Origin of the sequence: Burkholderia territorii (assembly GCF_001718335.1) — a bacterium.
GTDB lineage: Bacteria > Pseudomonadota > Gammaproteobacteria > Burkholderiales > Burkholderiaceae > Burkholderia > Burkholderia territorii.
Map to the genome: position 1 here is coordinate 149,429 of NZ_CP013366.1, position 17,911 is coordinate 167,339.

The window sequence follows — 17,911 nt, forward strand, 5'->3', positions numbered from 1 at the left end:
GGCGTACGGCGTCAGGCCGGGTAGGCGCGCTGCAGCAGCGCGGCGACGTCGAGCGCATGCGGATCGAAGCCGCCCGCGATGCGGCCCCAGTCGGGCGCGGCCAGCCGCGTCGCGATGAACGCGTCGGCGACGGCCGCGGGCGCGTCGCGCCGCAGCAGGCATGCCTGCGCGATGAGCGCGAGCCGTTGCGCGAACACGCGGGCCGACGCCTCGAGCGTATCGGCCGGTGCCGCGAGCATCGCGCGCAGCGTCTCGAGCGCCGCGCGGATGCGCGGTTCGCCCGCGCCGAGCTCGGTCAGTTCGGCGAACAGCGCCGCGGCCGCGTCGGGCTCGCGCGACACCGCGCGCAACACGTCAACGCACATCACGTTGCCGGAGCCTTCCCAGATCGAGTTCACCGGCGCCTCGCGGAACAGCCGCGCGATCGGGCCGTCGTCGACGTAGCCGTTGCCGCCGAACACTTCCATCACCTCGCCGGTCAGCTCGACCGCGCGCTTGCAGACCCAGAATTTCGCGGCGGGCGTGACGATCCGCTTCCACGCGCGTTCGCGCGGCGAGTCGTCGCGCTCGAACGCGTCGGCGAGACGCATCGCGAGCGCGAGCGCGGCCTCGCTTTCGAGCGCGAGATCGGCGAGCACGGTGCGCATCAGCGGCTGCTCGGCGAGCGCGCGGCCGAACGCATGGCGCTGGCGCGTGTACGCGATCGCCTGCACGACGCCCTGGCGCAGCATCGCCGCGCTGCCGAGCACGCAGTTCAGGCGCGTGTACGTGGCCATCTCGATGATGGTCGGAATGCCGCGGCCTTCGTCGCCGAGCATGATGCCCCACGCGTCGTTCAACTCGATCTCGCTGCTCGAGTTGCTGCGGTTGCCGACCTTGTTCTTCAATCGCTGGATCTCGACCGCGTTCTTCGTTCCGTCGGGCCGCCAGCGCGGCACGTAGAAGCACGACGGGCTGCCGGCTTCGGTGCGCGCGACGACCAGGTGCGCGTCGCACATTGGCGCAGAGAAAAACCACTTGTGGCCGCGCAGCAGGTATTCGCCGCCGCGTCCGCCCGCGCCGACGGCGCTCGCCAGCGTCGTGTTCGCGCGCACGTCGGAGCCGCCCTGCTTCTCGGTCATGCCCATGCCGAACCAGATCGAGCGCTTGCCGGCGAGCGGCACGTCGCGCGGATCGTAGTCGTCGCTGTAAAGCTTGTCGCGCAGCAGCTCCCACAGCGCGGGTTCCTTCTGCAGCACCGGAATCGCGGCTTGCGTCATCGTCGCCGGGCACAGCGTGCCGGCCTCGATCTGGCCGTGCAGATAGAAGGCGGCGGCGGTCGCGGCCCAGCGGCCGGGGCGCGGATCGCGGAACGCGAGCGACACGAAGCCTTCGTTGCGGTACATGCCGAGCAGCGTGTGCCATGCCGGATGGAAGTCGACGCGGTCGATGCGCCGGCCGCGCCGGTCGAACGCGTTCAGTTCCGGCGTGTGACGGTTGGCTTCGTCGGCGAGCCGCGCGGTGTCTGCGCTGCCGAGCCGCGCGCCGTACGCGTCGAGCTGCGGCATGGCCCAGCCGGCGCCCGCGCGCACCAACGCCTCGCGCAGCGCGACGTCGGTGGCGAAGAGGTTATAGTCGACCAGTTCGTCGAACTGGTTCGTGACGGCATGGGTCGATTCGGTCATCGGGCTGTCTCCGGTCTCGTGCTTCGCGGTCTGCCGTTCAAACACGTTTCCGCTGAATTTCAGAGTAGCAAATATGCCGCCGCGACATGTTCAGGTTCCGGCGCCGCCCGGCCAGCCGGCGGCGCAACCCGCGCCCGCGTTGCGCCGCCGGCCGCGCCAGTCGCGCGCGCAGGCCACGTCCGATGCGCTCCAGCAGGCATTCGTTCAGCTTTTGCTCGAGCGCGGCTACGCGAAGGCGACGATCCGCGAGATCGCGGCCGTCGCGGGCGTGAGCGTGGGCACCTTCTACGAATACTTCGGCGACAAGCAGAGCCTCGCCGCGCTGTGCATCCACCGGCGCGTGCTCGCGCTGGCCGACCGGCTGCGCGACGCGGCGCAGCGGCTGCGCGGCGTGCCGCGTACCGAGCTCGCGGCCGCGCTCGTCGACCTGCAGGTCGATGCGATCGCCGCCGACGCCGCGGCGTGGAGCGCGTTCTTCGCGCTGGAGCGGCAGGTGTCGCCGCTCGGCGCGTACCGCCGCCATTACGACGCGTATGTCGCGTTGTGGCGCGACGCGCTTGCACAGTGCAGCGATCCGCCGCCGGCCGCGCGGCTCGACGGTGTCGCGCGGATGGCGCATGCGGTGTGCTACGGCGGCGTGTCGCAGGCGCTGCTCACGCTCGGGCCCGCGCTCGACTTCGCCGCGCTGCGCGGCGAGCTGCAGGCCGTGCTGCGCGCCTATCTGGGGAGCGCCGGCGCATGACGCGCGGCGTGGCCGTGCGTCCGGGCGGCCGGTGCAAGCCGGGCCCGCGTGTGAAGCGGCCCGGCGGAAATTCCTGAAGCGCATGCATGGCCGGCCAGATGGCCGCGACATCGAGCCTCGCGCATGACTCCCCATGAGAAAAATGCATGGCCGCCATGACGAACTTTCGGTTGTCCGCCCTTATTGGCTCGAGCTAAATCATGCGTCATGAGCCGGGCCGCACGCGTCACGCGGGCCGGCGCGAAAGACATATGAAGGAGGAGTCATGCGAAGCGCCACCACGCCCCGTTCGAAACTGCCGGACGTCGGGACGACGATCTTCACGGTGATCGGCCAGCTCGCCGCGCAGCACGATGCACTGAACCTGTCGCAGGGCGCGCCGAATTTCGCGCCCGATCCGGCGCTCGTCGACGGCGTCGCGCGCGCGATGCGCGACGGCCACAACCAGTACGCGCCGATGGCCGGCGTCGCGTTGCTGCGCGAACGTCTCGCGGAGAAGACGGAGGCGCTGTACGGCACGCGCTACGACCCGGGCACCGAGATCACGGTGATCGCGAGCGCGAGCGAGGGCCTTTACGCGAGCATCAGCGCGCTCGTGCATCCGGGCGACGAAGTGATCTATTTCGAGCCGTCGTTCGACAGCTATGCGCCGATCGTGCGGCTGCAGGGCGCGACGCCGGTCGCGATCAAGCTGTCGCCCGAGCATTTCCGCGTGAACTGGGACGAGGTGGCCGCGGCGATCACACCGCGCACGCGGATGATCATCGTGAACACGCCGCACAACCCGACCGCGACGGTGTTCTCCGCCGACGATCTCGAACGGCTCGCGCAGCTCACGCGCAATACCGACATCGTCGTTCTGTCGGACGAGGTCTACGAGTATGTCGTGTTCGACGGCGCGCAGCATCAGAGCGTCGCGCGTCACCGCGAGCTCGCCGCGCGCAGCGTGATCGTGTCGTCGTTCGGCAAGTCGTTCCACGTGACGGGCTGGCGGGTCGGCCATTGCATCGCGCCGGCCGAACTGATGGACGAGATCCGCAAGGTGCACCAGTTCATGGTCTTCTCGGCCGATACGCCGATGCAGATCGCGTTCGCGGAAATCCTCGCGCGGCCGGAAAGCTATCTCGGCCTGTCGGCGTTCTACCAGGTCAAGCGCGACCTGCTCGTGCGCGAGCTGGCCGGATCGCGCTTCGAGCTGCTGTCGAGCGAAGGCTCGTTCTTCATGCTCGCGCGGTTCCGCCACTTCTCGGACGAGCGCGACAGCGACTTCGTGCTGCGCCTGATCCGCGATGCGCGCGTCGCGACGATCCCGCTGTCGGCGTTCTACACCGACGGCACCGACGCGGGCGTGATCCGGCTCAGTTTCTCGAAGGACGACGCGACGCTGATCGAAGGCGCGCGGCGGTTGCGTTCGCTGTAACCGCGGGCGCGGCCCGCACCCCAAGCACGCGACGTGTACGTCGCACGGAAAGTCAACGACGGAACCGGGGCACGTGCGAACGCGCGGCGCCGGCCGACAAGCCAGGAGATCACGATGAAGCATGCACACACCCTCAAGCTCGCGTTCGCATTCGCGTGCGCGCTCGGTTCCGGCGCGGCGCTCGCCGACGGGCAGACGCTGCGTTTCGGCCTCGAGGCGCAATACCCGCCGTTCGAGTCGAAGGCGCCCAACGGCGATCTGCAGGGCTTCGACATCGACGTCGGCAACGCCGTCTGCCAGACCGCGAAGCTGTCGTGCAAGTGGGTCGAGACGTCGTTCGACGGGCTGATTCCCGCACTGAAGGGCCGCAAGTTCGACGCGATCAACTCGGCGATGAACGCGACCGAGCAGCGGCGCCAGGCGATCGACTTCACGACGATCATCTATCGCGTGCCGACGCAGCTGATCGCGCGCACCGGCAGCGGCCTGCTGCCGACGCCGGAATCGCTGAAAGGCAAACGTGTCGGCGTGCTGCAGGCATCGATCCAGGAAACCTACGCGAAGGCGCACTGGGAGCCGGCCGGCGTGTCGGTCGTCGCGTACCAGGATCAGAACCAGGCGTATGCGGACCTCGTGGCGGGCCGCCTCGACGCAACGCTGGTGCTCGCGCCGGCTGGCCAGCGCGGTTTCCTGTCGCGCCCGGACGGCAAGGGTTTCGCATTCGCCGGCCAGCCCGTGCGCGACGACCGCATTCTCGGCAGCGGGATCGCGTTCGGCCTGCGCAAGGGCGACGACGCGTTGAAGGCGAAACTCGATGCCGCCATCGACAAGCTGAAGGCGGACGGCACGGTGAAGTCGCTCGGCCAGAAGTACTTCGGCGATATCGACATCTCCGCGAAGTAAGCGGACGCGCGCGATGCAGAGCCAGGCTATGAGCGCACAGGCCGCCGCAGCGACGGGCGGCCACGCTGCGGCGCTGCCGACGGACGACGCGCTCGAGGCGGCGCTCGTCGCCGCCCTGGGCGACGCGCTGGTCACGCGGGCGGCCGAGATCGATCCGCGCTACTTCACCGCGTACAACCAGCCGGCCGGTGTGCGGCCGCGCGCGCTGGTGCGCCCGCGCAGCGTCGACGACGTGTCGCGCACGCTCGCGCTGTGCACGCGGCTCGGGCAGCCGGTCGTGCCGCAGGGCGGCCTCACCGGGCTCGCGCGCGGCGCGGTCGCACTGGGCGGCGAGGTCGTGCTGTCGATGGAGCGTTTCGCAGGTGTCGAGGCGATCGACGCGGCGGCGGGCACGATGACGGTGCGCGCCGGGACGCCGCTCCAGACGGTGCAGGAGGCGGCGGAGGCGGCGGGTTTCACGTTCGGCGTCGATCTCGGCGCTCGCGGTTCGTGCCAGATCGGCGGCATGCTGGCGACCAACGCGGGCGGCACGCGCGCGATCCGCTACGGAATGATGCGCGAGCAGGTGCTCGGCCTCGAGGCCGTGCTCGCCGACGGCACCGTCGTATCGTCGATGAACCGGATGCTGAAGAACAACGCGGGCTACGACCTGAAGCACCTGTTCATCGGCAGCGAAGGCACGCTCGGCATCGTCACGCGTGCCGTGCTGCGGCTGCATCCGAAGCTGGCCGCGCCCGCCACCGCGCTCTGCCGCGTGCATGGCTACGACGCCGTCGTCGCGTTGTGGAACCGCCTGCGCGCGCTGCCCGAAATCGTCAGTTTCGAAGCGATGTGGCCGGCCTTCTACGATTACGTCGCGGGCCACACGCCCGGCGTCGTCGCGCCGTTCGCGGGCGACGGCGGCTTCGCGGTGCTGATCGAGTGCGCGACGAGCGCACCGGGCGGCGATGCGCGCCACGCGCTGGAAACCGGCCTCGAGGCGGCGATCGACGCGGGGCTCGTCGACGATGCGGCGCTCGCGACGTCCGAGCGGCAGGCGCGCGACCTCTGGACGCTGCGCGAAGGCCTCGCGATCGATGCGCTGCCGCATCTGGTGAACTTCGACGTGAGCCTGCCGACGGGCGAGCTCGGCCTGTTCGCCGAGCGCTGCGAGGCGGCGTTGCGTGCGGCGTGGCCCGATATCGTTTGCCTGTTCTTCGGCCACGTCGGCGACGGCAACGTGCATATCGGCGTATCGCTCGCCGGCATGCGCGACGCGGACGCCGACGCGATCGATCGCTGCGTGTACGCGGTCGTGCGGGACATGGGCGGCTCGGTGTCGGCGGAGCACGGCATCGGCATGCTCAAGCGCGCGTATCTCGCGCATACGCGCAGCGAAGCGGAAATCGGCTTGATGCGGCGCCTGAAGGCGGCGCTCGATCCCGCCGGCGTACTCAATCCCGGCAAGGTGCTTTGATCGGCGCGAGCCGACGGCGGGCGCGTCAGCCGTCGACCCAGCGCAGTGCGCCGATCTTCAGGTGTTCGACGATGCTGCGCGCCCAGTCGAGCTCCGCGTTGAGCAGCACGAGCGCATGCTCGTTCTGCAACAGGAACAGGCGCGGCACCTGGTCGTTCTGCGCGGCGTTGCGCAGCGACTCCAGACGCTCGCGTTCGGCCTCGAGCGCGGCGATGCGGCGCTCGAGTTGCTGGCGTGCATCGTCGGCGTCGAGCAGCGGCAGGAATGCGAGGCCGGCGCCGAACGCCGGAAACTCGCGCGCGGGCTCGGCGAGCAGTGCATGCAGCCACGCCTGCCCGGCCGTGTGCCCGGCTTCGGTCAGCGTGTATAGCGTGCGTTCGGGAAACGCGCCGTCGCGCTCGGTGTCGTGCACGGCGATCAGCCCGTCGCGCAGCAGCCGGTCGATCGTCTGGTAGAGGCTCGTGCGCTGCCGGACGTTGACGACTTCGTCATAGCCGCGGGCCTTCAACTGCTGGAGCATCCCGTACGGATGCATGGGCGTCTCGGTGAGCGTCGCGAGGACCGCGAGCGCGAGCGGAGACGGGCGGCTTGTTGCCATGAATAGTTTGATTATGTCTAGTCAGAATATAACTAGTATCAACTAGACCATCATATTCCACAAGGGTTTCAGCCGAGGTGCGAGCGCTTCGCGGCCGGCGCGACGGTCTCCATCGTCGTCAGACCGTGGACGATGCCGCAGTCCTCGACCGAGTGTTCGCCGACGCACTGGCGCCGTAATTCGGTGAGCTGGTCGCGCAGATGCGTCAGTTCGGCGAGGCGCGCGTCGACGTGGCCGATGTGCTCGTCGAGCAGCGCGTTGACCGAATCGCACGGGTCGGCCGGCGTGTCCGTGAGCTGCAGCAGCGTGCGGATTTCGTCGTGCGCCATGTCGAGCGCGCGGCAGTTGCGGATGAAGCGCAGCCGCTCGACGTGCACGTCGGTGTAGTTGCGGTAGTTCGAATCGGTGCGCTCCGCGTCCGGCATCAGCCCTTCCTTCTCGTAGAAGCGGATCGTTTCGGGCGTGCAGCGGGCCGCCTTGGCCAGTTCGCCGATCTTCATGGCTTTCTCCTTTGCAAGGGTTGACCTTGTAGTGGCTTCAGGGTGTTAACTCTACACCGTCAAGCCATAGAGGAGGTTGTCATGACCGACGCCCAGCGTACCCCCGACCCACGACACCGCGATGCCGGCGGCGCCGATGCGTGCTGCGCCGACGCGTGCGACACGCAGGCGGCGACCGTTGCCGACGCGGCGCCGGCGGTCGGCGAGCACGCGCATGGCGAAGCGGCGGCGCATCGCGCGCAGCCGCAGGCATGCGGTCACGATCATGACCATGATCACGCTTCGGCGCGCGCCACGCGCGACGATCACGGCGACCATGCCGGCCACGCGCACGGCGGCGCACATGAGCACGGCGCGGCATGCTCGCGCGACCACGCGCCGCATGACCATGCCGGTCACGACCACGACCACGACCACGACCACCACCACGACCACGCGGCCGGCGCCTGCTGCGCGCCGGCCGCGCTGACGCTCGCGCCGTTGCCTGCCTCGCGCTCGACCGCATCGGGTCACGTGCGCTCGGCGTTCCGGATCATGCAGATGGACTGCCCGACCGAGGAAACGCTGATCCGCAAGAAGCTCGGCGCGATGCAGCAGGTGTCCGCGCTCGAATTCAACCTGATGCAGCGGATGCTGAGCGTCGAACACGTGCCCGGCGCGCAGCCGGCGATCGAAGCCGCGATCCGCACGCTCGGGATGACGCCGGAGGCCGCGTCGGCCGACGCACCGGCCGCGCCCGTCGCGCCGCCGCCCGCGAAGCCGTGGTGGCCGCTCGCGCTGGCCGGCGTCGCCGCGATCGCGTCCGAGGCCGTCAGCTGGGCCGGCCTGCCGGTGTGGCTGTCGGCGTCGCTGGCGCTCGCGGCGGTGCTCGCATGCGGGCTGACCACCTACAGGAAGGGCTGGATCGCGATCCGCAACGGCAACCTGAACATCAACGCGCTGATGAGCATCGCGGTGACGGGCGCGATGGCGATCGGCCAGTGGCCGGAAGCCGCGATGGTGATGGTGCTGTTCACGATCGCGGAGCTGATCGAGGCGAAGTCGCTCGATCGCGCGCGCAACGCGATCCAGGGCCTGATGCAACTCGCGCCGGACACCGCGACGGTGCAGGACGCCGACGGCACGTGGCGCACGATCGAGGCCGCGCGGGTCGCGCTTGGCGCGATCGTGCGCGTGAAGCCGGGCGAGCGGATCGGGCTGGACGGCGAGGTCGTCGCGGGCCGCTCGACGGTGAACCAGGCGCCGATCACCGGCGAGAGCCTGCCGGTCGACAAGACGGCCGGCGACGCGGTGTACGCGGGCACGATCAACGAAGCGGGTTCGTTCGACTATCGCGTGACGGCGGTCGCCGCCAACTCGACGCTCGCGCGGATCATCCACGCGGTCGAGCAGGCGCAGGGCGCGAAGGCGCCGACGCAGCGCTTCGTCGATAAGTTTGCGCGCGTGTACACGCCGATCGTGTTCGCGGTCGCGTTGCTGGTCGCGGTGGCGCCGCCGCTCGTAACGGGCGGCGCGTGGCACGACTGGATCTATCGCGCGCTGGTGCTGCTCGTGATCGCGTGCCCGTGCGCGCTGGTGATCTCGACACCGGTGACGATCGTGTCGGGGCTCGCGGCCGCGGCGCGGCGCGGGATTCTCGTGAAGGGCGGCGTATATCTGGAGGAAGGCCGCAAGCTCGCGTGGCTCGCGCTCGACAAGACCGGCACGATCACGCACGGCAAGCCGGTGCAGACCGACTTCGACGTGCATGCGACGGACGTCGACGCGGCGCGCGTGCGTCACCTCGGCGCGAGCCTCGCGGCGCGCTCGGATCACCCGGTGTCGCAGGCGATCGCCGCCGCGGCGCGCGATGCGAAGACGGCAGCATTCGCCGATGTAGAGGACTTCGAAGCACTCGTGGGGCGCGGCGTGCGCGGCACGATCGACGGTGCGCGCTACTGGCTCGGCAACCATCGGCTCGTCGAGGAGCTCGAACGCTGCTCGCCGGCGCTGGAGGCGAAGCTCGACGCGCTCGAGCGGCAGGGCAAGAGCGTCGTGATGCTGATCGACGACACGCGCGTGCTCGGCATCTTCGCGGTGGCCGACACGATCAAGGACACCAGCCGCGCGGCGATCGCCGATCTGCACGCGCTCGGCATCCGCACCGCGATGCTGACCGGCGACAACCCGCACACCGCGCAGGCGATCGCGCGGCAGGCCGGCATCGACGATGCGCGCGGCAACCAGTTGCCCGAGGACAAGCTGGCGGCGGTCGAGGAGCTGTCGGCGGGCGGCGCGGGCGCGGTCGGGATGGTCGGCGACGGCATCAACGACGCACCGGCGCTTGCGCGCGCCGACATCGGCTTCGCGATGGGCGCGATGGGCACCGACACGGCGATCGAGACGGCCGACGTCGCGCTGATGGACGACGACCTGCGCAAGATCCCGGCGTTCGTGCGGCTGTCGCGCGCGACGCACCGCGTGCTGGTGCAGAACATCGGGTTCGCGCTCGGCGTGAAGATCGTGTTCCTCGGCCTCACGGTCGCGGGGCTCGGCACGATGTGGATGGCCGTGTTCGCCGATGCCGGCGCGAGCCTGATCGTCGTCGGCAACGGCTTGCGGCTGTTGTCGAAGACGGGCGTGTTCGACGGCGCGGCGGCGAAGCGATGAGGAGCGGGCGATGGGCTTTCTGAAACGGATTCTGGGCGGCCACGGCGGCGGTCACGGAGGCGGTCACGGCAGCGGCCATGGCAAAGGCAGCCATCACGGCGGGCAGCAACGCGACGGCCACGGCGGCCACGACCGTTACGGCTGGGGCTGGCCGCCATCGGCGGACGGGCAGAGCAGCCCGAGCGGCAACATGCCGCTGCGCCAGCTCGCGTGCGCGGGGTGCGGCGCGATCAACGCGGTGGATGCGCGATTCTGCGCGCAGTGCGGGGCATCGCAGCGCGGCAAGGCGTGCAGCCGGTGCCACGCAGCGCTGGCCACCGACGCACGCTTTTGTCCCGGCTGCGGGACGCAGGCGGCGTAACGCTTGGTCGCCGGCCGCGTTGCCGGCATAACGGCCGTTCCCCCACGGTACCGCACGGCGCCTGCAACAGGCGTCGCAAGCCACGACGCGCGGGCGCGCAGCCCGCGCGCCGAAAAACACCGCTCAACGCAGCGGCAAATGGATTTCGGTGCGCAGGTCGGCGGGCGCCGCATCCATCGGCGTATTCAGATACAGCTCGAACGGCGGCGCATCGGCGGCTTCGCGGCCCGAGCGCCGCAGCCAGTCGCCGTACAGCCACTGATAGGCCGTCTTCAGGTCCGCATAGGGGCCGGTATGCAGCAACACCGCGTACTCGCCACCGGCGAGCGTCATGCGTTCCACGGGCGGCGCCGGCTCGACGTCCGGCGCGCTATCGGCCGGCACGATGCACGCTTTCGCGCGCAATTGCGCGTCGGGCGTCGTATCGGGATCGTCGTAAAAGATTCCGATCATCCTCGCGCCGGGGCCGATCAGCCCGTGCCGCCCGGCCCATGCGCCGATCTGCGCGAATGCGTCGCCGACCTTCAGGTACGCGCCGATATGCGGCACCGCATAGCCGCGCAGTTCCGGCAGCCGCCGGATCTCGACTTCATGCTTGAACATGTCTTCCTCTCCTCGCTGTAACGGATAGATCGGCCGGTGAACGCCGGCGCGCCGGTGCTGCGCGGGCGGCACGCCGTAAGCATCGCGAAATGCACGGGCGAACGCGTGCGTCGAGCCGTAGCCGGCGCGCCGCGCAATCGCGTCGAGCGGCAGCGTCGTGCACGCGAGATCCTCGGATGCGCGCACGATCCGCATCCGCCGCACCGTCAGCACGATCGACTCGCCGTACAGCGCGCGATAGACGCGCTGCCAGTGATACGGCGACAGGCACGCGATTTCGGCGAGCCGGTTCAGGTCGAGCGTGTCGTCGAGATGCGTGAGGATGTAGTCGTGCACGCGGGCGATGCGTGCCGCATAGCGGGCCCACGCGGGCGTTTCGATTCTGGTGTCGACGGTCATGCGTGCGTCCCGGGCAAGAGTCGACGTCACGGTAGCACGCCGCCGTTTGATAAATCTTGCGGAGATGCGTAGCGCGCAAACTTCCGGCCCTTTTTATTTCGACGAAATTGGGTCTCGTTCCCGTCGATCTGTGTCTAAAGTTAAAGACGGTGAAATCGGGTGATCGCGTCATTTTTCTCGGGTAAGTTGCTCGGACGGCAACGCACGCTTTTCGAAGTACGCAGGTAGTTCGTCGATGTTCAATCGCAACGCCACGTTTTCGGGAGAAGAAGAAATGGATGCTTCCAGCTTCATCACGTCGCTGCAGACCACGCTAGGCGGATACCTGCCGAAGATCGCCGGGGCGATCGGTATCCTGGTGATCGGCTGGCTGATCGCCGTGGCGGTGCGGGCCGGCGCGCTCCGGTTGCTCAGCGCGCTGAAGGTCGATCAGCGCATCAACGAAAGCACCGGCCAGGGCGCGTGCGTCGAACGGATCATCGCCGGCGGCCTGTTCTGGCTCGTGCTGCTCGTGACCGCCGTGGGCATCTTCAACGTGCTCAACCTGTACGCGGTGTCCAATCCGTTCTCGCTGCTCGTCACCCACATCGTCAACTACCTGCCGAACCTGATCGGCGGCGCGGCGCTGACGCTGATCGCGTGGCTGATCGCATCGCTGTTGCGCAGCCTCGCGAACCGCGCGCTGAAGGCGAGCAAGGTCGACGACAAGCTGTCCGAAAGCGCGGGCATGCAGCCGATGAGCGGCTATCTCGGTGACGTGCTGTTCTGGCTCGTGATCCTGATGTTCCTGCCGGCGATTCTCGCGTCGTTCGCGCTGTCCGGCCTGCTGTCGCCGGTGCAGGGCATGGTCGACAAGCTGCTCGCGATCGTGCCGAACCTGTTCGCGGCCGCCGTGATCGGCTTCGTCGGCTGGATCGTCGCGCGCGTGTTGCGCGGCCTCGTGACGAACCTGCTCGTCGCCGCCGGCGCCGATCGCCTCACGCAAGGCATCGACAGCCCGACGCCGGTGCGCGTGTCGAGCCTGGTCGGCACGATCGTCTACGTGTTCGTGTTCGTGCCGACGCTGATCTCCGCGCTCGACGCGCTGAAGATCGACGCGATCTCGATTCCCGCGACCAACATGCTGAACCAGTTCCTCGGCGCGGTGCCGGACATCGTCGCGGCGATCGTGATCGTGCTCGTCACGTTCTACTTCGCGCGCTTCGTCGCGTCGCTCGCGCAGAAGCTGCTGGAGGCCGCCGGCGTCGACGGTCTGCCGGCCGTGCTCGGCGTCGAGCGCGTGTTCTCGGGGATCCTTCAGCCGTCGGTGCTGGTCGCGCGGCTGATCGTGTTCTTCGCGATGCTGTTCGCGTCGGTGGAAGCCGCGAACCGGCTCGGCTTCACGCAGGTGCGCGACGTCGTCACGCTGTTCATCGAATTCGGCGGCCACGTGCTGATGGGCGGCGTGATCCTCGTGATCGGCGTGTGGCTCGCGGGCCTCGCGCGCCGCGTGATCGAGCAGGCCGACCGCGAGCACAGCGTGCTGTTCGCGCGCATCGCGCAATTCGCGATCCTCGGCCTGGTATTCGCGATGGGCCTGCGTGCGATGGGCATCGCCAACGAGATCGTGCAGCTCGCGTTCGGCCTCGTGCTCGGCGCGATCGCGGTGGCGGTCGCGCTTTCGTTCGGCCTCGGCGGCCGCGAAGCGGCAGGCAAGCTGCTCGACCGCTGGTTCAACCAGCGCGGCGGCGGCCAGTCGGGCCAGTAACGCGTCGGTCGTCCGGCCGCGTCGGGCGGCCGGGCAGCGCGCGCGGGAAAAGCGTGGCGGGCGGCGGCGTTGCCGTCAGCGAAACGTCAGCCGTCATCTTTGCCGAATTTCGATAACACGTCGTTTAATGACTCTCTAGCATCGATTCTCAGTCGCGCGGGCCCGGCAGGCCGGCGCCTTTCAGGAGAATCCGATGAAAGCAGAGTCGAATGGCCGGCCCGCCGCCGGCGCCAAGTCGTCCGGCCAGCCCGCGCTGCAGCAGACGCTCGGGACCTGGCAACTGTGGGGCATCGCGGTCGGCCTCGTGATTTCAGGCGAATACTTCGGCTGGAGCTACGGCTGGGCGAGTGCCGGCACGCTGGGTTTCGTCGTCACCGCGCTGTTCGTCGCGGCGATGTACACCACCTTCATCTTCAGCTTCACCGAGCTGACGACGTCGATCCCGCACGCGGGCGGCCCGTTCGCGTATGCGCGCCGCGCGTTCGGCCCGGCGGGCGGCTATCTCGCCGGCGCGGCGACCCTCGTCGAATTCGTGTTCGCGCCGCCCGCGATCGCGCTCGCGATCGGCGCATACCTGCACGTGCAGTTTCCGGGGCTCGAACCGAAACACGCGGCAATGGGCGCGTATCTCGTGTTCATGGCGCTGAACATCGTCGGCGTGCAGATCGCCGCGACGTTCGAGCTGGTCGTCACGCTGTTCGCGATCTTCGAGCTGCTGGTGTTCATGGGCGTCGTGTCGCCGGGCTTCGCGTGGAGCAATTTCATGAAGGGCGGCTGGTCGGGCGCTGATCATTTCAGCGTCGGCGCATTCCACGGGATGTTCGCGGCGATCCCGTTCGCGATCTGGTTCTTCCTCGCGATCGAGGGCGTCGCGATGGCCGCCGAGGAGGCGAAGAACCCGAAGCGCTCGATCCCGATCGCGTACGTGGCCGGCATCCTGACGCTCGTCGCGCTGGCCGTCGGCGTGATGGTGTTCGCCGGCGGCGCGGGCGACTGGACCAAGCTCGCGAACATCAACGACCCGCTGCCGCAGGCGATGAAATACATCGTCGGCGCGAACAGCGGCTGGATGCACATGCTCGTGTGGCTCGGGCTGTTCGGCCTCGTCGCATCGTTCCACGGGATCATCCTCGGCTATTCGCGCCAGATCTTCGCGCTGGCCCGCGAAGGCTACCTGCCGGAGTGGCTCGGCAAGGTGCATCCGCGCTTCAAGACGCCGCATCGCGCGATTCTCGCGGGCGGCGTGGTCGGGATCGCGGCGATCTACAGCGACGAGCTGATCCAGTTCGGCGGCCAGACGCTCACCGCGAACATCGTGACGATGTCGGTGTTCGGCGCGATCGTGATGTATATCGTAAGCATGGCGGCGCTGTTCAAGCTGCGCCGTTCGCAGCCGAACATGGCGCGGCCGTTCCGCGCGCCGCTGTATCCGTTCTTCCCGGCATTCGCGATCGTCGCGGCGCTGATTTGCCTCGGGACGATGGTGTACTTCAACGGGCTGGTGGCGATGGTGTTCATCGCGTTCCTCGCGCTCGGCTACGCGTATTTCCTCGCGACCCGTGCGCAGCGCGCGAGCGCACCGGCCGACGTGCTGCTGGAGGAATGACGATGGCTCACCCGAACGGCCGCTGGTGACGGCATCCGGCGCGCCCCGTGAAACGGGCGCGCCGTCGGCGTTTCGCAAGGCAAGGACTGGCAAGGAGATTCGAACGATGTCCTATACGGAGACGATCGGCCCGCGAACGTACCGCTTCGCGGACCTGAAGACGCTGCTCGCGAAGGCGAGCCCGCTGCGCTCCGGCGACCAGCTCGCCGGCGTCGCGGCGGCGAGCGAGGAGGAGCGCGTCGCCGCGAAGATCGCGCTCGCGGGCGTGCCGCTGAAGGCGTTCCTGAACGAAGCGGTGATTCCGTACGAGCACGACGAGGTCACGCGCCTGATTCTCGACGATCACGATGCGGCCGCGTTCGCGGAAATCTCGCATCTCACCGTCGGCGACTTCCGCAACTGGCTGCTGTCGCCCGCGGCCGACGGCGCCGCGCTCGAGCGGATCGCGCCGGGCCTCACGCCCGAGATGGTGGCGGCCGTGTCGAAGCTGATGCGCAACCAGGACCTGATCGCGGCCGCGAGGAAGCGCCGCGTCGTCACGCGCTTTCGCAACACGGTCGGGCTGCCCGGCCGGATGTCGGTGCGCCTGCAGCCGAACCACCCGACCGACGACGTGAAGGGCATCGCCGCGTCGATGCTCGACGGGCTGATGTACGGCTGCGGCGATGCGATGATCGGCATCAACCCGGCGACCGACAGCCTCGCGGCGATCGTGAAGCTGCTCGCGATGATCGACGGGTTCCGCGAGCGCTACGGCGTGCCGACGCAGTCGTGCGTGCTCACGCACGTGACCAACACGATCGCGGCGATCGAGAAGGGCGCGCCGGTCGACCTGGTGTTCCAGTCGATCGCCGGCACGGAGAAGGCGAACGCGAGCTTCGGGATCTCGCTCGCGCTGCTCGGCGAGGCGCGCGAGGCCGCGTTGTCGCTCGGGCGCGGCACCGTCGGCAACAACCTGATGTACTTCGAGACGGGGCAGGGCAGCGCGCTGTCGGCGAACGCGCATTTCGGCGTCGACCAGCAGACCTGCGAGGTGCGCGCGTATGCGGTCGCGCGCAAGTTCGATCCGTTCCTCGTGAACACGGTGGTCGGCTTCATCGGGCCGGAATACCTGTACGACGGCAAGCAGATCATTCGCGCGGGGCTCGAGGATCACTTCTGCGGCAAGCTGCTCGGCGTGCCGATGGGCTGCGACATCTGTTACACGAATCACGCGGAAGCCGACCAGGACGACATGGACACGCTGCTGACGCTGCTGGGCGCTGCCGGCATCAACTTCATCATGGGCATTCCGGGCGCCGACGACGTGATGCTCAACTACCAGAGCACGTCGTTTCACGATCAGCTCTACGTGCGCGAGGTGCTCGGCCTGCGCCGCGCGCCCGAGTTCGAGGAGTGGCTGGAGACGATGGAAATCGCCGACGCACACGGCGCGCTGCGCGCCGCGAACGCGCGCGTGCCGCTGCTCGCGGGCGCGAACGACTGGATGGGGATTTCCGCATGAGCGACGCCGTCGAGAAGAATCCGTGGGCGCAGCTGAAGTCGTTCACGAACGCACGGATCGCGCTCGGCCGCGCGGGCAGCAGCCTGCCGACCGCGCCGCTGCTCGCATTCAACCTGTCGCACGCGCAGGCGCGCGATGCGGTTCATCAGCCGCTCGACGCCGATGCGCTGCGCCGCGAGATCGACGCGGCCGGCTTCGCGACGCTCGGCGTGCAGAGTGCGGCGCCCGACCGCCAGCATTACCTGCGCCGGCCCGACCTGGGCCGCAAGCTGTCCGATGACGGACGCGCGCTGCTGGCCGGCTACGGCGCGGCCCTCGACGACGCGCCGGACGTCGTGTTCGTGGTCGGCGACGGGCTCTCGGCGTTCGCGGCCGCGAAGCAGGCGCTGCCGTTGCTGCAGGCGATGCGGCCGCGCCTGGACGCGGACGGCTGGCGAGTCGGCCCGGTGGTAGTCGCGACCCAGGCGCGCGTCGCGCTCGGCGACGAGATCGGCGAGCTGCTGCGCGCGCAGGTCGTCGCGATGCTGATCGGCGAACGGCCGGGGCTCAGCTCGCCGGACAGCCTCGGCGTGTACCTGACCTGGGCGCCGAAGGTCGGCTGCCACGACGCGTTGCGCAACTGCATCTCGAACGTGCGGCCCGAAGGGCTGCCGCATGCCGCCGCCGCGCACAAGCTGCATTACCTGATGACGCACGCGCGCAGGCTCAAGCTGACGGGTGTCGGCCTGAAGGACGACAGCGACGCGCTGCTGCCCGACGCGCAAGCGGAGCGGATCGGCGCCGCGTGACGGGGCGCCCGTCTACTTGAACAGCCGCTCGCACAGGAAGTCGACGAACACGCGCAGCTTCGGCGACAACTGCCGGCTCGACGGCCACACGATCGAGAACTGCCCCGGCGCGATCCGGTAGTCGTCGAGCACGGTGACGAGCGCGCCGCTCTCGAGCGCGTCGCGCGCGAGGAAGTCGGGCATGTAGCCGATGCCGAGCCCCGCCATCACCGCGCCGCGCAGCGCTTCCATGTTGTTGCAGGTCATCGCGGTGCGCAGCTTCAGCGGCGTGCCGTCGTCGGCGGCGAGCGCCCAGTCCTGCAGCTTGCCGGTGGTCGGGAAACAGTAGCGCACGCAATCGTGCGTTTCGAGATCGTGCGGCACCCGCGGCGTGCCGGCCTGCGCGAGATACGCGGGCGTCGCGCACAGCACGAACGCGAACGGGCCGAGCCGCCGCGACATCAGGCTCGAATCCGACAGCGGGCCGCTGCGGATCACCGCGTCGAAGCCGCCTTCGACGACATCGACCATCCGGTCGTTGAAATCCAGGTCGAGCTCGACGTCCGGATAGCGCTGCCTGAATTCCGGGAGCACCGGCAGCAGGAACCGGTAACCGATCACCGGCAGGCTCACGCGCAGCTTGCCGCGCGGGCGCTGCGCGGAGGCCGTCACCGTCGCCTCCGCATCACGAAAATCCTCGAGGATCCGCTGGCAGCGTTCGTAGAAATGGCGCCCTTCGTCGGTGAGCGTGACGCGTCGCGTCGTGCGGTTGAACAGACGCACGCCGAGCGACTGCTCGAGCCGCGCGATCGTCTTGCCGACCGCGGAGGCCGAGATGCCGAGCGCGCGGCCGGCGGCGACGAAGCTCAGCGCTTCGGCGGTGCGGACGAAGGCGGCGATGCCGTTCAGGTTTTCCATCGACGTAGGCGAGCGAGCGGGTGGATGGGAAGCAGGAGATTGAAGAATTTTAGTCCGCTATATGCGGAGCTTTA

15 protein-coding genes are annotated in these 17,911 nt (G+C 69.1%); 10 read left to right on the forward strand and 5 right to left on the reverse strand.

Annotated features, from left to right (window positions below; translation table 11 throughout):
• Positions 1 to 11 precede the first annotated feature (11 nt).
• Positions 12 to 1,664, reverse strand: a complete 1,653-nt coding sequence (locus tag WS51_RS11405) for an acyl-CoA dehydrogenase family protein (RefSeq protein WP_069229969.1) — start codon at positions 1,662 to 1,664, stop codon at positions 12 to 14.
• Positions 1,665 to 1,737: 73 nt separating this feature from the next.
• On the opposite strand from WS51_RS11405, the gene WS51_RS11410 reads away from it, so the two are divergent.
• The 4 genes from WS51_RS11410 to WS51_RS11425 all read left to right on the forward strand — a co-directional run bounded on the left by WS51_RS11410 (position 1,738) and on the right by WS51_RS11425 (position 6,185).
• Positions 1,738 to 2,406 carry a TetR/AcrR family transcriptional regulator gene (locus WS51_RS11410; RefSeq protein WP_069229219.1) on the forward strand — a complete coding sequence of 223 codons (669 nt, stop codon included), beginning with the start codon at positions 1,738 to 1,740 and terminating at the stop codon, positions 2,404 to 2,406.
• 265 nt (positions 2,407 to 2,671) lie between these two features.
• On the forward strand, positions 2,672 to 3,826 hold the full coding sequence (locus tag WS51_RS11415; protein ID WP_069229220.1) for a pyridoxal phosphate-dependent aminotransferase: 1,155 nt from the start codon (positions 2,672 to 2,674) through the stop codon (positions 3,824 to 3,826).
• A 114-nt stretch (positions 3,827 to 3,940) separates the two neighbouring features.
• On the forward strand, positions 3,941 to 4,729 hold the full coding sequence (locus WS51_RS11420; protein WP_059452582.1) for an ABC transporter substrate-binding protein: 789 nt from the start codon (positions 3,941 to 3,943) through the stop codon (positions 4,727 to 4,729).
• A gap of 28 nt (positions 4,730 to 4,757) precedes the next feature.
• Entirely contained in the window at positions 4,758 to 6,185 is a 1,428-nt protein-coding gene (locus WS51_RS11425; RefSeq protein WP_069229970.1) for an FAD-binding oxidoreductase, read from the forward strand.
• Positions 6,186 to 6,210: 25 nt separating this feature from the next.
• On the opposite strand, the gene WS51_RS11430 is transcribed toward WS51_RS11425, so the two are convergent.
• The gene (locus WS51_RS11430) at positions 6,211 to 6,783 is read right to left on the reverse strand and encodes a PadR family transcriptional regulator (RefSeq protein WP_059505568.1); all 573 of its coding nucleotides are present in this window, start codon (positions 6,781 to 6,783) and stop codon (positions 6,211 to 6,213) included.
• A gap of 68 nt (positions 6,784 to 6,851) precedes the next feature.
• Positions 6,852 to 7,283 carry a Cd(II)/Pb(II)-responsive transcriptional regulator gene (gene cadR / locus WS51_RS11435; protein ID WP_059505566.1) on the reverse strand — a complete coding sequence of 144 codons (432 nt, stop codon included), beginning with the start codon at positions 7,281 to 7,283 and terminating at the stop codon, positions 6,852 to 6,854.
• An 81-nt stretch (positions 7,284 to 7,364) separates the two neighbouring features.
• On the opposite strand from cadR, the gene WS51_RS11440 reads away from it, so the two are divergent.
• Both WS51_RS11440 and WS51_RS11445 read left to right on the forward strand, forming a co-directional pair.
• A complete protein-coding gene (locus tag WS51_RS11440; protein WP_069229221.1) occupies positions 7,365 to 9,932 on the forward strand; it encodes a heavy metal translocating P-type ATPase in 2,568 nt (855 codons plus the stop codon).
• Between the two features lie 10 nt (positions 9,933 to 9,942).
• Positions 9,943 to 10,293 carry a zinc ribbon domain-containing protein gene (locus WS51_RS11445; RefSeq protein WP_069229222.1) on the forward strand — a complete coding sequence of 117 codons (351 nt, stop codon included), beginning with the start codon at positions 9,943 to 9,945 and terminating at the stop codon, positions 10,291 to 10,293.
• A 123-nt stretch (positions 10,294 to 10,416) separates the two neighbouring features.
• Here WS51_RS11445 and WS51_RS11450 read toward each other — a convergent pair whose 3' ends face one another.
• Positions 10,417 to 11,295 carry an AraC family transcriptional regulator gene (locus WS51_RS11450; RefSeq protein WP_069229223.1) on the reverse strand — a complete coding sequence of 293 codons (879 nt, stop codon included), beginning with the start codon at positions 11,293 to 11,295 and terminating at the stop codon, positions 10,417 to 10,419.
• Between the two features lie 274 nt (positions 11,296 to 11,569).
• On the opposite strand from WS51_RS11450, the gene WS51_RS11455 reads away from it, so the two are divergent.
• The 4 genes from WS51_RS11455 (at position 11,570) to eutC (ending at position 16,940) form a co-directional block, all read left to right on the forward strand.
• Positions 11,570 to 13,042 (forward strand): mechanosensitive ion channel, encoded by a 1,473-nt coding sequence (locus WS51_RS11455; RefSeq protein ID WP_069229224.1) that lies wholly within the window; start codon positions 11,570 to 11,572, stop codon positions 13,040 to 13,042.
• Positions 13,043 to 13,235: 193 nt separating this feature from the next.
• A complete protein-coding gene (gene eat, locus WS51_RS11460) occupies positions 13,236 to 14,648 on the forward strand; it encodes an ethanolamine permease (protein WP_059505558.1) in 1,413 nt (470 codons plus the stop codon).
• A 106-nt stretch (positions 14,649 to 14,754) separates the two neighbouring features.
• On the forward strand, positions 14,755 to 16,152 hold the full coding sequence (locus tag WS51_RS11465) for an ethanolamine ammonia-lyase subunit EutB (RefSeq protein ID WP_059452590.1): 1,398 nt from the start codon (positions 14,755 to 14,757) through the stop codon (positions 16,150 to 16,152).
• Complete coding sequence (gene eutC / locus WS51_RS11470; protein WP_059452591.1) at positions 16,149 to 16,940, forward strand: ethanolamine ammonia-lyase subunit EutC; 792 nt, start codon at positions 16,149 to 16,151, stop codon at positions 16,938 to 16,940. Before WS51_RS11465 ends, eutC begins: the two co-directional genes overlap by 4 nt.
• A gap of 12 nt (positions 16,941 to 16,952) precedes the next feature.
• Here the strand turns inward: eutC and WS51_RS11475 are convergent, their stop codons facing one another.
• Entirely contained in the window at positions 16,953 to 17,837 is an 885-nt protein-coding gene (locus WS51_RS11475) for a LysR family transcriptional regulator (RefSeq protein WP_069229225.1), read from the reverse strand.
• Positions 17,838 to 17,911 lie beyond the last annotated feature (74 nt).

Coding starts and splice junctions, on each gene's coding strand:
- WS51_RS11405 (WP_069229969.1), bottom strand. CDS start 1,664: ATGACCGAATCGACCCATGCCGTCACGAACCAGTTCGACGAACTGGTC.
- WS51_RS11410 (WP_069229219.1), top strand. CDS start 1,738: ATGCCGCCGCGACATGTTCAGGTTCCGGCGCCGCCCGGCCAGCCGGCG.
- WS51_RS11455 (WP_069229224.1), top strand. CDS start 11,570: ATGGATGCTTCCAGCTTCATCACGTCGCTGCAGACCACGCTAGGCGGA.
- WS51_RS11420 (WP_059452582.1), top strand. CDS start 3,941: ATGAAGCATGCACACACCCTCAAGCTCGCGTTCGCATTCGCGTGCGCG.
- WS51_RS11430 (WP_059505568.1), bottom strand. CDS start 6,783: ATGGCAACAAGCCGCCCGTCTCCGCTCGCGCTCGCGGTCCTCGCGACG.
- WS51_RS11415 (WP_069229220.1), top strand. CDS start 2,672: ATGCGAAGCGCCACCACGCCCCGTTCGAAACTGCCGGACGTCGGGACG.
- WS51_RS11465 (WP_059452590.1), top strand. CDS start 14,755: ATGTCCTATACGGAGACGATCGGCCCGCGAACGTACCGCTTCGCGGAC.
- WS51_RS11445 (WP_069229222.1), top strand. CDS start 9,943: ATGGGCTTTCTGAAACGGATTCTGGGCGGCCACGGCGGCGGTCACGGA.
- eat (WP_059505558.1), top strand. CDS start 13,236: ATGAAAGCAGAGTCGAATGGCCGGCCCGCCGCCGGCGCCAAGTCGTCC.
- WS51_RS11450 (WP_069229223.1), bottom strand. CDS start 11,295: ATGACCGTCGACACCAGAATCGAAACGCCCGCGTGGGCCCGCTATGCG.
- eutC (WP_059452591.1), top strand. CDS start 16,149: ATGAGCGACGCCGTCGAGAAGAATCCGTGGGCGCAGCTGAAGTCGTTC.
- cadR (WP_059505566.1), bottom strand. CDS start 7,283: ATGAAGATCGGCGAACTGGCCAAGGCGGCCCGCTGCACGCCCGAAACG.
- WS51_RS11425 (WP_069229970.1), top strand. CDS start 4,758: ATGAGCGCACAGGCCGCCGCAGCGACGGGCGGCCACGCTGCGGCGCTG.
- WS51_RS11475 (WP_069229225.1), bottom strand. CDS start 17,837: ATGGAAAACCTGAACGGCATCGCCGCCTTCGTCCGCACCGCCGAAGCG.
- WS51_RS11440 (WP_069229221.1), top strand. CDS start 7,365: ATGACCGACGCCCAGCGTACCCCCGACCCACGACACCGCGATGCCGGC.